General features: G+C 39.6%; 11 protein-coding genes. 1 reads left to right on the forward strand and 10 read right to left on the reverse strand.

Going from position 1 to position 13,160, the window contains the following annotated elements:
• Window positions 1-34 precede the first annotated feature (34 nt).
• Genes BLR54_RS14445 through BLR54_RS14455 form a run of 3 tightly spaced genes read right to left on the reverse strand, consistent with a single transcriptional unit; the run spans window position 35 to window position 3,776 of the window.
• Window positions 35-1,204 carry a DegT/DnrJ/EryC1/StrS family aminotransferase gene (locus BLR54_RS14445; RefSeq protein WP_330388223.1) on the reverse strand — a complete coding sequence of 390 codons (1,170 nt, stop codon included), beginning with the start codon at window positions 1,202-1,204 and terminating at the stop codon, window positions 35-37.
• Window positions 1,205-1,252: 48 nt separating this feature from the next.
• On the reverse strand, window positions 1,253-2,779 hold the full coding sequence (gene murJ / locus BLR54_RS14450) for a murein biosynthesis integral membrane protein MurJ (RefSeq protein ID WP_090422297.1): 1,527 nt from the start codon (window positions 2,777-2,779) through the stop codon (window positions 1,253-1,255).
• A 49-nt stretch (window positions 2,780-2,828) separates the two neighbouring features.
• Entirely contained in the window at window positions 2,829-3,776 is a 948-nt protein-coding gene (locus tag BLR54_RS14455) for a glycosyltransferase family 2 protein (protein ID WP_090422299.1), read from the reverse strand.
• Between the two features lie 1,047 nt (window positions 3,777-4,823).
• Between BLR54_RS14455 and BLR54_RS14460 the strand changes: the two genes are divergently transcribed.
• Window positions 4,824-5,618, forward strand: coding sequence for a PDDEXK family nuclease (locus tag BLR54_RS14460; protein WP_090422301.1), 795 nt, complete (start codon window positions 4,824-4,826; stop codon window positions 5,616-5,618).
• Window positions 5,619-5,716: 98 nt separating this feature from the next.
• Here BLR54_RS14460 and BLR54_RS14465 read toward each other — a convergent pair whose 3' ends face one another.
• The 7 genes from BLR54_RS14465 to BLR54_RS14495 form a co-directional block, all read right to left on the reverse strand.
• Window positions 5,717-8,203, reverse strand: coding sequence for a P-loop NTPase fold protein (locus tag BLR54_RS14465; RefSeq protein WP_090422303.1), 2,487 nt, complete (start codon window positions 8,201-8,203; stop codon window positions 5,717-5,719).
• 106 nt (window positions 8,204-8,309) lie between these two features.
• On the reverse strand, window positions 8,310-8,687 hold the full coding sequence (locus BLR54_RS14470) for a hypothetical protein (protein WP_090422305.1): 378 nt from the start codon (window positions 8,685-8,687) through the stop codon (window positions 8,310-8,312).
• A 20-nt stretch (window positions 8,688-8,707) separates the two neighbouring features.
• Entirely contained in the window at window positions 8,708-9,346 is a 639-nt protein-coding gene (locus BLR54_RS14475) for a sugar transferase (protein WP_090422307.1), read from the reverse strand.
• A gap of 104 nt (window positions 9,347-9,450) precedes the next feature.
• Window positions 9,451-9,948 carry a pyridoxamine 5'-phosphate oxidase family protein gene (locus BLR54_RS14480; RefSeq protein WP_090422309.1) on the reverse strand — a complete coding sequence of 166 codons (498 nt, stop codon included), beginning with the start codon at window positions 9,946-9,948 and terminating at the stop codon, window positions 9,451-9,453.
• 158 nt (window positions 9,949-10,106) lie between these two features.
• Window positions 10,107-11,021, reverse strand: a complete 915-nt coding sequence (locus BLR54_RS14485) for a glycosyltransferase family protein (protein WP_090422310.1) — start codon at window positions 11,019-11,021, stop codon at window positions 10,107-10,109.
• Between the two features lie 81 nt (window positions 11,022-11,102).
• A complete protein-coding gene (locus BLR54_RS14490; protein WP_176761969.1) occupies window positions 11,103-12,194 on the reverse strand; it encodes an acyltransferase family protein in 1,092 nt (363 codons plus the stop codon).
• A gap of 753 nt (window positions 12,195-12,947) precedes the next feature.
• A partial coding sequence (locus BLR54_RS14495; protein ID WP_176761970.1) for a transposase occupies window positions 12,948-13,160 on the reverse strand: 213 nt, incomplete at its 5' end.

Consider the following 13,160-nt stretch of genomic DNA (forward strand, 5'->3'; position numbering starts at 1 on the left):
CAGCTTAGGCTTGTGAGCGTAACTAGCGTGGGTTTTAAAAAGAATTAACAGCATCAATAACTTGCTGTATTTCTTCAGCTGTGAGCTCTGGGAACATAGGAATTGTAACTCCATGCTCAGCCAAATCTTCGGCTACTGGGAAGTCTCCATGCTTGTAGCCAAGCTTTCCGAAGCAAGCCTGCTCATGCATTGGAACTGGGAAGTAAACTCCTGTTGTAATTCCCTTCTCCTCCATGTAAGCGCGGAACTTTGCGCGGTCCTGCACCTTCATTGGATAAACATAGAAGATGTGCTCATTGCCTTCTGCAACAACAGGCTTTGTAAGCTTGTCGTTTGTAATCTTCTCATTGTAGATTGCTGCAATCTCGCGTCTACGTGCATTCCAATCATCAAGATGTGGAAGCTTCACTGAAAGCATTGCTGCCTGAAGGGCATCAAGACGTGAGTTGAAGCCAACAAGATAGTTGTAGTATTTTGGAAGATTTCCGTGGAAATCAATTTTGCTCTCATCAAATTCCTGTCCGTTGAGACGCGCGTATGTGTAAGCGCCGTTGAGGCCAGAGCCGTGAACACGGTAAGCCATGCAGCCCTTGTAAAGATCTTCATTGCTAGTAACAATGATTCCAGCATCGCCTGCTGCACCAAGGTTCTTTGTTGGGAAGAAGCTGACACAAGCAATATCTCCAAGTGAGCATGTACGCTTTCCCTTGTATTTTGCACCAGCTGCCTGCGCACAATCCTCGATAGTGATTGCTCCGTGAGCGTGAGCGATTTCGTTGATGGCATCCATGTCAGCTGCCTGACCATAAATATGAACTGGGATAACAGCCTTTGTCTTTGCTGTGAAAGCTGCCTCAAGCTTGCTAGGATCCATTGTGAAAGTATCAGGTGTGATGTCCACGAAAACTGGTGTAGCGCCAACCTGTGCAATGGCCTCTGCAGTAGAAACAAATGTCATAGCTGTAGTGATAACCTCATCACCTTCGCCAATGCCTGCTGCAAGAAGCGCAATCACAAGGGCATCTGTACCATTGCCAACACCAACTGCATACTTTGCACCGCAATACTCTGCAAACTGCTTCTCAAAATCTGCCACCTTTGGGCCAAGGATATAGCCACCTGAGTGAAGCACCTCAAGGGCTGCTGTATCTAACTCTTCTTGAAGAGACGCATACTGTCTCTGAACATTCATAACTGGAATCATAATTTCCTCCTTATATATCTCTCGCTTGTTACGATAACAAGCATTGTATTATCGCTTAATCTTAGCAAGAATCTTCGCCTTCATGAATTCCACTTCCTCAATTCTCATAAGAAGAAGAATCACTCCATAACCGCCCAGTGCTAATACTGCTGCAATCATAAAGGTAAGCAAGTTGCTGCTGACGAAGTGCTTTACCACAAGCACCACTGCCACAGCATAGGCTGCGCCTGGAAGCTGCTTTAAAAGCACTGGCACATGAACCGAAAACTTGTAGTTTGGTATGTGCTTCTTCAGCATCTGCGAGTTGATTAGGAAGTTCACTGTCAAGCTGATGGAGCTAGCAATGGAAATTCCCATGATTCCTATGAATCGTGAAAGCAAAATGCTGAATATAATATTAAAGCCAACTGCAAAGAAACCTGTAATCATAGGCCCCTTTGTATTCTTAAATGAATATAAACCTCGTAAGATTATATCCCTTACGCCCATACTTGTAAAACCTACCGCATAACCGATGAGGGCAGCGCTGGTAAGAAGCACGTCATTCCAGGTGAAGCTGCCGCGATAATATGCAATAGAAACAATCTCTTTTGAGCAAAGGCAAGTCACAATGGTGATTGGAATCATGATACAAATCATGATGTTGATTGCCTTTTTCATAGTGTCGGTAAGCTTCTCGTAGTCGCCCTCTGCGGTGTAGGCAGAGAAGTTTACATATAAAATATCTACCACGTTGTTAACAAGGATGATGCTGACAAAATCCTCTAGCACCACAGCATAGGAAAGCGCCGAAACGTTTCCGTGACCAAGACCTGTAGATAAGGAATTGTCTACAAGCTTGTTTATCTGCGACACTGAGTTTCCAATAAACAGCGGAAGCGCCGTCATCAAAACCGTACGAATCTCTGGCACATCCTTGAAATTTACAAATGCAAAATCAAAATACTTTCGGCCTCTCACCAAAAGCAAGGTTCCGAAAATGATGTAGCTAATGTACTGAGCAATCACCAATGAAGTAACCGCCTGAATGCTGTACAAGCACACGCAACACAGGATTGTGGTTGTGCTGGTGATGAAGGATTCTGTACGGCTTGCAACGAAATCCTTGTTGGCATCCAAAAGGGATGTCCACACCAAAGTGACAACTGCAAACAAGAAGAATGGATAGCAAATTCGTAAATACGATTGCAATAACATGGATTCTTCTGGTGAATACTTTGGAGCAAGTGCTCCCGCGATTTGTGGTGTAATCATGTAGGCAATCAAAAGCACCACAAGCACTACTGGCACCAGCACTTCCAAGCATGCGCTCAACAATTTTGAGGCTGCATCTTTTCCTCTCTGCACCAGGCAGTGAGTGTAGATGCCCACCAGGGAAATGGTGATTGCTCGGATGAAGGCCGATGAAAGTGAGCCTACGAAATTGAAGGCCACGTAATATATGTCTGTCTCGAAGGTGGCACCAAAATAGTACGCCACCACCGCCTGCTTCACAAAGCCCAGCGCCTTGAAGCAGAGGGTCAAAATGGTAAGCACCAGAGCGGTGCTAGCCATACTCTTTGTTTTTTTAGTCATAGGATAATTTTTTCCTCTGTTTCTCCCCCAGGTTGTCCCCCAACAAACCTTATTCTTCTCCGTCTTCCTCTTGAACTAAATAAATTGGTCGGTTCTTGGTTTCCAAGTATGCCTTTGAGAGATACTGGCCCAAGATTCCCATGCACAAAAGCTGGATTCCTGACACCAACAAAATTATACAAACCATTGATGGCCAACCACTGGTTGGGTCGCCAAACACAAGAGTTCGAACGATGATTACAATAATGAATAGGAATGCCACCAAGCACATAATCAATCCGAAGATGGATGCCATAATAAGTGGCGCTGTGGAGAAGGCCACGATGCCATCAATAGCATAAATGAACAGCTTCCAGAAAGACCACTTTGTCTCGCCAGCCACGCGCTCAACATTTTCAAACTCTAGCCATTTGCGTCTAAAACCAACCCATCCAAAGATACCCTTTGAGAAACGGTTGTATTCCTTCATGGAAACGATAGCGTCTACCACCTTGCGAGTCATCATCTGGTAATCTCTGGCGCCATCCACGATGTCCGCGCTGGAAATTTTGTTCATCAATCTATAGAACTTTCTAGCAAAGAAAGAACGGATTGGTGGCTCGCCCTTGCGGTCAACACGGCGTGTCGCAATGCAATCGTACTCACCAGACTCTAACGCCTCTAGCATCTGTGGAAGCATCGCTGGTGGATCCTGCAAATCAGCATCCATGATAACCACATAGTCACCCTTTGACTTTTCAAGGCCTGCGTAGATACCTGCCTCCTTGCCAAAGTTTCTTGAGAACGACACATATCGCACTCTCTCATCCTGCTTGTGAAGCTGGCGGCACACCTGAAGTGTGTTATCGCGAGAGCCGTCATCCACAAACAAGAACTCTATATTCACGTTGGAAAGCTCGCCCTTCCCCTCCAAATCCTTTATGGTCTGGTAGAAGATTGGCAAGGATTCCTCCTCGTTGTAGCATGGAACTATTATTGTAAGTAGTTTTTTATCCATATTTGATTCATGTCCCCTAAAATGTTCGGTTTTATATTTACATTCTGTTTTGTTTTCTGAAATAATATTGCCTTGCAAAACAGGGTTCTAGTGGGCTTTTATTAAAGCCACATAATACCTTAATGAAATTAAATTAATAATTCAACTAGTTAATTGCACTAAAATAACTGTGGCTAAAGAGCCACAGTTACAATTATACACTATTTCTCGCTAGGATAATACGGAATTTATCTCCGCGGTGGGTTTGTTTTGTACTATAAGTTACTATAAGTTTCTATAACTTTTTATTTCTTCTATAACTTTCTATAACTTTTTGTTTCCTCTATAACTCACTATAACTTTCTATAACTTTTTTCTCCGATGCCACTTTCATACGGTTAATCCTACACTCATCTAACTTTGGTTTTGAATAGTCTTTATAGCTCATTTTTAACTGAAGTCATATGATTCTGTGAAGATTCTGCCCTTCTATATGCATTAGACATAAATCAGAATATATCCAAACCACTAATCCGAGACAGAATCATATAATAGTTATTATTTTTGCGTTTTCCATATGCATTTTTGAACATAACATCTATGGCTGACTTTGTAGGTCCTACAAGAATGCATATAGAAATAGTAATTATAGTTCTTTTCATATGATTTTCTGTTAATCAGCATCTATATCACATTCCTCATTTTGAACAAATGCATATAATCAATGCTCTCCACTACTATTCCATATGACTTATCAAAAAGCAGGCCTTCTCAAATCCAAAAACCACCTTATAAAAATCCAGATTTAACGTTTCGAAACATCATAAAGTTATATTTCTATTGACTATATCAATATTCCATGTTAATATAGCCAAATCTTTCGACTTTTATTTTTGTTTTATTATCTTTTTTCTTTTTTTATTTTTATTATTAATAATCCAACACTCCCCGCTACACAAATAACGTAATCCAAATAACTCACCCCGAAGTTAATATGCAACATTTAAATTCACTTATCACTCTCTAAGTGAGCAATGTATTAAATCAAACTTAGAAAAGGATATATATATGAAAAACATTATTACAGCAATATCAAATAGACAGACGCTATTAAAGACAATAACAGCTTCCTCAGAACGTAGACTATCCAAATCTCCTGATGGAAAACTTAGAGTACTTACCAAGAATAAAGCATTCCAATATTACCACGTATCAAAACCAAAGGATTACAACGGAGTATACCTTAATAAGAAAAAGCGAACCACTGCTGCAAAGCTAGCTCAAAAAGAATATGACCAGAAGGTCATTCAGGCAGCCAAAGAGGAAAACAAACTGCTGCAACAGCTTTATGATTTTTATCATGTCAATCCTGTTGATGAGCTTCATTTATCACTCCACCCTGGTAAGCAAAGATTAATCAAACCCGTAGTCACCCCTGACGAAGACTATATTAATAATTGGATTAATCAGGATTATCGTACCAATACATTTCATCCAGAGGAACGTAAATATGAAAATAATAGAGGAATCATGATGAGATCTAAATCTGAAGTAATCATCTCTGAGATTTTAGATAGCATGAATATCCCCTACATTTATGAAAAGGAATTGCCTTTAGATTATTTACACAGTTACTTCCCAGATTTCACTATTCTAGATGTAAAGAATCGCAGGGAAGTATACCTTGAGCATTTAGGAATGATGGATGATCCAGACTATATCTCATCCGCCTTGCAGAAAATCAAGAAATACGAAGAGAATGGCTATCGTTTAAACGACAATCTGTTACTAACTTACGAGACACTTATGATGCCACTAAATACCACACTTGTAAAAGAAAAACTATCTGAGTTTGCAAGATAAAAAAGGATGTTAACTCTGTTATCACCATCGATGACTAAAGGATTCTTCAGTCTTAAAGATGTATCATAGAGTTAACATCCACTATAGTATTTCATTAATCAATCATTAAAAGCAAAATAATCATAAATATAATCTATAGACTTCTTAAACGTCTCATATGAATACAGGTTAACCGCAATCATCTTAGTCTGTATTCCTATTACTTCTTTTGTCTCCAAGACTAAATCCTGTAACATGTCCGCGTTTAACTCGAAGACTATAACAGCTACATTCTTCAAGTTTCGGTAAGCATCGTTTGATGTTAATGTAGAGGTAAGCTGTTCTAAAATAGATTTTCTATATCTGTTAAGGTAATTTATAGATTTATAATACTTTACTTCGAATCCATTTTTCTTTTCCCAATCAATAAAATCTATTCCCCTTAATGGACCATAAGGATTATCTCTTCTTTTCATATCGTAGTTAGAATATGTTCCGCTATTTATGGCCATGTTATACCATATTTTCATCAGCAGCTCAGCATATTCACTCATAAATAGCTTACGTTTTCCGTCTTTATTTATTTCAAGAAAAAGCCTATCTACAGGATTTTGTTCTTCAAAATAATATACTTTCTTCTCGAAATAGAGGTAGTCATAACACATTTCACAGAACTCTTCCATGCTCATTTTAAAGTACTTGCTAAAGAAGAATACAAGTCTATATATCTCATTCAGATTACTGATTTCATCCTTGTCAATGGCTATCCCCCTATCAGACCACGCATCAACCATATTCAAAAAATCGTCAGACCATTCCTCATCATTCGCAATTTTATTACGAATCATTGAGACATAGTTAAGTGATTTTCCCGAGCCCCAATTAGCATTTAAATAATTATCTGAAGTGGCTGATTTGTCCAGCTTTCGCCGCCCTTCTCTCACAATCTTTCTAATAACTTCCGGATTTATTTCCTCAGCTACTGCGTGATTAGATAGATCTTCTATCCCATAGTTTTCATCTAAGTCAAAATCATCTTCTTCATAATTGGCAGCACTATCTCCGCCCGGAAATGGGCCATCTGGAACTGGTCCATTTGGAGTAGGGCCATCTGGATTGTTTCCGTCATCTCCAGAAGAATCCTCACCATAACTTAGGTCAAGAATATACTTTATAATATCCTCTTTTTTTGAGTCAGAAAGGATTCCTCGAATGAATTCTCTGTCCACCTCACATATAGACTCATCAAGTTTTTCTCGTATGACCCTATAGGTCGTGTTAATGAAACCACCTGCTATAATATACTGAATTAAATACTGTGCATATTGGATAGAAACATCACTAATCAGATAATCAGCATCAGTATAGGTTTGAGCCATTATATCTTCAAATACCTCTATAGTATCGTAGTATCCTAGCAAATCCCTATGCTCAATTACATAGTTTTCTATTTCACCTTCAACGTAAAATAACTTATCTACTCCTCTAGCACTGGAGATGATGCTATTAACAAATGATCTCTTCACACCTCTAGACTCAATAGCTTTAATCTTAAAGAAGTCCAGATATACCTTATCATCTTCCTCATCTAATTCATCATCCATCATTTTACGACCTATAGAAACCAAGTCCTTCATGGATGCAAGAGGCATATAGAATCTACGATTGAATATTCCAGTGCCTACAGAGTTCATTCCGGCTTTGCCTCTGTAGAGTTCCTCTTCAAAATTTATTCCACCCACGAGAACTGCATTACAAAAATCAGATAAAAGCAATGGCTTGAGATCTCTAAGAATATCGGCCACCTCTGTATTTTCCAGCTTGTCCAATTCATCAATAACAAGGATGATATTTTTACCAGCCTTCTTAAGCTTACGTAATTCTTCCTCAAAGTAATAAGTGGAAATTTCATCATCGTAAACTGATTCGCATTTAAAGGAATAGCTGTTGTCGACGCTCTCGCTGAGCTCAGACTTCAAGCTACGATTCGCACAGTAGCTAAGGCCCACCTTTCCAAGAATTGCTAGACCAAAGGTGATAATTTTACCCCAGAAGCCTTTGCTAACAGCAGTTGCAAGAATCAATAATAAAATCTCATTTACGGAAACGTCACGATTGATTGATAAGCTATTCTCCAGAGTATCTGATAAGCTTTTTGAATTGTTCTTGACCATATCAGACATTTCTTTAACATCATAAAATGTAGACAGGTATAGTTTTTGCAATTCTGTTTTGTCATAAGTCTTATTATTTTTCTTGATAGGCTTGTCCTTGATAGATAAATACAATTCTCGAATAGACTGTCTTAAAAAGCTCTGGTAAGAATCATATTTCATGCTATTGAATCTAACAACTATGACATCTTTATTCTCAGCACACTCTTTCATAGCGTAATCAACAAATACTGATTTTCCAGTACCTCTAAAACCAGAAACAAGTGCGCAGAAAGAAATGCCTTTATCAATAAGGCACCTTAGCGTGTCCTTCTGAAATTCTAGTTCCTCGGAAAAAAGCTGATTTGCTTTATATACCTCTATATCATTGTTAGAAAGGCTGACTATGAAATCAGTGTTTAAGAGTTTTCCTGGGCCAAATTCTTCTGACATAATCCCTCCATAACATCTTCTCCGTATAATAGACCCCTTTATTTTATCATTTGTCCATCTTTAAAAATAGTATAAAAATACCCCAAGCATTAGCTTGGGGTTGAAACTAAACTAACTCCTTCAATCTGTCAGAAACATCTCTACTTGGTAATTGACCTGCAATATAGTTGCCAATTGTTCCATCTTCCAGTTCGAGCATCTGTTCTAATGATTGTTTCTCAATATTACTTTTTTCTAATATATCTTTTATCTCATCAATCTGGATATATCCATTATAGTCTCTATAAATGAATTCAAATTTTCTTTCATTCTCATCCTCAAGACCAGGCACCATCACTTTTTTGCCGCAGCACTTACATCTAGCAACATTCTTAACAAATTTATACTTAGAATCTTTTATAGTTCTGGTTTCAATTTCAGATTCAATGAAATATTCCTCAAGTGACATGCATTCTGCACATAAAACCTTATTACATGTTTCCATAAAATACCTCCCAGAAAATTTTAATACGGTGCCTTCCACTTTGCCCTCACACCCTCTGGGGTGCCTTGGAAGCCTTCCATTGTGGCGGAGGTTTCGGAGCTGATGCCGTCGCGTTTGAGGACGACGAGGGCGGTGTCCACCAGGATTTGGAGGTCCAGTCGGAAGGAGATGTGGCGGGTGTACCAAACGTCCATGGCGAACTTGTCTTCCCAGGTGACGCTGTTGCGGCCGTGGGCTTGAGCGTAGCCGGTGAGGCCTGGACGAACGTCATGACGGTGGCGCTGTTCCTCGTTGTAAAGAGGAAGGTAGCGAACCAGCAGTGGTCGTGGGCCGATAAGGGCCATGTCACCAATCAAAATGTTTATAAGCTCTGGCAACTCATCCAAGGATGTACTGCGGATGAAGCTGCCGTATTTGTTCAGGCGTTCTTCGTCTGGAAGAAGCTGGCCGGTAGGGTCCTTACGGTTGTCCATGGTGCGGAACTTGATGAGCTTGAAGACCTTGCCATCTTTGCCAGGACGCTCCTGAGCGAAGAATGGATTGCCGCCCATGAAGATGGCCCCAAGGATGATGAGCACCAAAAACAAAGGTGATAAAACCACCAATCCCACCAGTGCCAATATAAAATCTATAAAACGTTTAAAAAAGTTTGCGTACATTTATGATTCTCTCTGTTTTGCTACTAATTGAAGTTTTCTTGAATTAAGCTTCTCTGACATCTTAAGATGCCAGGAAAGTTTAGTCTCATTAATGTCTAATTTGCTTACTGTCCAGCCTCAGTCCCTGGCAGTGGTCTGTGTTTAGCTGTGAGCTCTTGAACATCGATTCGCATGATAGAAACAATTGAAACCATTCGCTCGTCAAATTCGAATCCGCCGTGGCCAGTCTGAGTTTGCATCAGAAGATGAAGGGATTCAATCTTCTCTGCCACATCCTCCACGAGGGTGATTTTGCCAGTGCCCATGATGCACTCGTAAGTCATGCCGTACATGCAGGCCATACGGCCCTCGAAAGGCGCCACGTTGCGTTCCATGGTGAAGCAGCAGTTTGGATTCTTTCTGATTACATCCAGCTTGCGGCCCTTGTTGGCGCCGTGAAGATATAGGATGTAATGGCCATCCTCGGCCTTGGTGACGCCATAGTTCAAAGGCACCACATAAGGCATGCCGTCATCCACCAAGCCCAAATGCAGGTAGCTACAGCTATTTATAATCTCATCAATTTTTGCTGGGTCTGTAATTTCGCGTTCGCGTTTAGTCATGTTATTCCCCCAAGTAATTTCTAAAACTCTGATTGTTCCCTCATTTTTATTATCAGAATCACTCCCACTCTATTCATCATTGAACTCTTTCAGAATTCAACCTAAATGCTAAAGTATCAAAAAATTATATTATGAGAGTCACCTATAGTTTATTGGAATTAATTTTTAACCTTATAAATCAAATCCCTAATCCATCTCTCAATCACGAATGGCACCATCAGCACGTAGAAGCACAGATTGGAAAGGCCGTACATGATAGGGTTAGGCTTCAGGTAGTACTTTACGTAGTGGTTGCAAGAGCGATGGATGGTGTTGATGTACTTCACCGCCGCCTTGCAGGTCTGACGCTTGGTGGAGTGGTCGTGAATCACCTTCATATCGCGAAGATAGTGGAACTTGGCGCCGATAGAATGCATGCGCTCCTCCATAATCTGCTCCTCAAAATACATAAAGGTGCCCTCGTCAAACCCCTGTACCCAAGCGAAATGCTTCACATTGAAAAACCAGAAACAGCCAGAAAATGCGTACCTGGTATTGTTGTAAGGAACCGGCAGCTTCTTCGGAAGCACCGTGTTCAGATAAATCAAAAACATGTAATAGCTAGGCGGATTCTGATACATAGGATTCATGTGCTGACCGTGCTGAATTATGTCTGGACCAGCCACCGCGTAGTCAAGGTCTGTGAAATATGAATCCACCTCATCCAAATCGCAATCCTGCTCAAAAAGGATGTCATTGTTGCTGACCAAAAGATGATTATCTGGAAACAGCACAATGGACGCAGCCGCCGCAAGATTGTTGCCGCGGGCGTAGCCCAAGTTTTCATAGGCAGGGATGCAATAAATTGACTTGCCGTGGTATTCATACTCATAAAGAGTCTTACTTTTGATTGGTCGATTTGAGACTTCGGTAAGATTGTCCTTCAGGTATGCCCATCCTTTGGCCTCCGGTGAAACATCGGTGATGAAAAACTGAATTGGGTCCTTGGACTTCATCTTCTCGTTGCACAAATCTATATATTTAAGAGTGGTTTCTATTGAACAATAGTCCACCAACAAAACTGAAAATGCCATATACACCTCGTTTATTTTAATAGGCTGTGACCTAAATCACAGCCATAATTATAATTGATTTAATAGTATTATGCACCTAGTTTAAGGATTCTGCTTTCCAACTGCCATACAAAGAAATTTATTATCTGCGAAGATTTGATGAAGCACATAGCATACCAGGATGACTACGATGGTGGTGAGCGCAAAGCAAGTGTAGCAGCCAATTGTTGAGGCTCCGCATATTGGAGACAATACCGGCTTCACCAAAGATATTGCTCGCTGGTTGAAGCAGAGGTAAATCAGGGAATCTCTGCCGATAATGGAGAGGATGTGAGGGAGTTTCAACCGAGAAATATTCAATAACAATATCGCTCCAGCCACCGCATTTACGAAGGTCAATGCATAGTTCTGATATTCTCCAGCCCTGAAGTTTACTAATCCATTTTTTAGGAAGAGCCAGTTGAATAGGATAAGAGCTGGGATGAGAATAAACCATGGCAGTCTCATCACATTTGCATTTCCAGCAGATTTAACTACAGAATTATTTTCTAGTTCACATTTCTTATCACCATTGTGAACCTGAGATTCTTTTCTACCAAGCAATGCTGTAATCCCCCACACATCCACCTGTCTCAAGATATCACCAGTTACAATAAATGGTAATCCTGCTAAGCCACCATCTATTCCAAATGGAAGATATACACCTCTGGCTTGTGCAACCATTCCAAGGAAGCCAAGAGCAAATCCGACCGCATAAGAAACAAGTCTGTTATCAAAGAGCTTCACTATCAAAAAATAAATCACATTTAGCCAGAACATGGCTGGTAAGAACCAAAGAGCGCCTGCTCCAGGCACACCGTCTGTTGGCTTCTCAAAGAGTGAATGAATCAGTGTTGCTCTAAACATGAGCCAGTCACCGCTGCTTACAAGCTCATACAGCATATTGAAGAAGGCCCAGAAGAAAAATGGGACCAGTATCTGCTTAGCCTTGCGGGAGATAAATTCTCCAGCAGCCTTGGTTCTGCCATTGAAGAAATATCCTGACACAATAAAAAAGATTGGCATGTGCCATGCATGATACCAGATTGAAAACAACTGGTCATACTGTGGGATTCCTATTTCCACATGCCCCATAATCATCACAATTATCGCAATTCCACGAGCTATATCTATTGTTTCATTTCTCTTGTTCATTCGAGTCTCCCTAGTCATAATCACTTATTTTTATATATTATTTTTTGTCTCAGAACTTATAGTCCAATATTTTGTTACAGCTTATACCTTGCTAGATCTTATGTCATATAGAAAAACTATTTTTATATCATTTCATATGCATTACTACTATTTTCCTGATTTCATTTCAACCTGTATTTTCAAAAATCATATAAAATCTTATATTCTGGTCAATCCATATGCATTTTTCTCAGACTCTAAACATGCTTCTCTATTACAGTATAAAAAAAGTCATATAGAACTACACCATTTAATTAATTCTATATGATTTTCTATTTTTCAATAGCAGTAAATTTATCAATAAATCTTCTAAATGCATATGAGATTGTAAATATATTAATAATCATATGACTTTCAGTAAAATCATTAAATCAAAATGCCAAAAATAAAATATTAAATCTATCATAATTCTATTCAACAGGATTATTTTTGTTAAAGACATTTGAAGAACCCAAGCAGCATAATTATTTAGATTAAAAAATCATGAATTCTCCCATTTCTATAATATAAGACTAAAACAGATACAATAACCTGCCTCTAAATTATAGCCTATTAGCCTCCAATAACAAACACATACAAATCAAAACCACCGGCTTAGCCGGTGGTTTGTTCTAGCCCTATAAGGGCTTGTTACCGGCACTGGAGTCTAAAGACTCATCGAAAGGTTCGCCAGCCGCAACATCATTTACTTGCCGAGCCCCTTGGGCTCATTAATTATTTGCTTTTGTTTACTGGCTCACCCGTAAACGGGTCAATATACTCTTTGAGTGTCATCTGATCGTACTCTAAGTCTTCTTTTAATTGATTCCTTATGTACTCTTCAATTTTCTTTGCATTCTTTCCTACTGTATCCACATAATATCCTCTACACCAAAAGTGCCTATTCCCATACTTATATTTTAAATTTGCATGTCTTTCAAATATCAT

This window comes from Pseudobutyrivibrio sp. YE44 (genome assembly GCF_900104335.1).
Lineage (GTDB): Bacteria > Bacillota > Clostridia > Lachnospirales > Lachnospiraceae > Pseudobutyrivibrio.

Excerpts from the sequence above, each read along its gene's own strand:
- BLR54_RS14445 (WP_330388223.1), bottom strand. The coding sequence starts at position 1,204 with ATGATTCCAGTTATGAATGTTCAGAGACAGTATGCGTCTCTTCAAGAA.
- murJ (WP_090422297.1), bottom strand. The coding sequence starts at position 2,779 with ATGACTAAAAAAACAAAGAGTATGGCTAGCACCGCTCTGGTGCTTACC.
- BLR54_RS14455 (WP_090422299.1), bottom strand. The coding sequence starts at position 3,776 with ATGGATAAAAAACTACTTACAATAATAGTTCCATGCTACAACGAGGAG.
- BLR54_RS14460 (WP_090422301.1), top strand. The coding sequence starts at position 4,824 with ATGAAAAACATTATTACAGCAATATCAAATAGACAGACGCTATTAAAG.
- BLR54_RS14465 (WP_090422303.1), bottom strand. The coding sequence starts at position 8,203 with ATGTCAGAAGAATTTGGCCCAGGAAAACTCTTAAACACTGATTTCATA.
- BLR54_RS14470 (WP_090422305.1), bottom strand. The coding sequence starts at position 8,687 with ATGGAAACATGTAATAAGGTTTTATGTGCAGAATGCATGTCACTTGAG.
- BLR54_RS14475 (WP_090422307.1), bottom strand. The coding sequence starts at position 9,346 with ATGTACGCAAACTTTTTTAAACGTTTTATAGATTTTATATTGGCACTG.
- BLR54_RS14480 (WP_090422309.1), bottom strand. The coding sequence starts at position 9,948 with ATGACTAAACGCGAACGCGAAATTACAGACCCAGCAAAAATTGATGAG.
- BLR54_RS14485 (WP_090422310.1), bottom strand. The coding sequence starts at position 11,021 with ATGGCATTTTCAGTTTTGTTGGTGGACTATTGTTCAATAGAAACCACT.
- BLR54_RS14490 (WP_176761969.1), bottom strand. The coding sequence starts at position 12,194 with ATGAACAAGAGAAATGAAACAATAGATATAGCTCGTGGAATTGCGATA.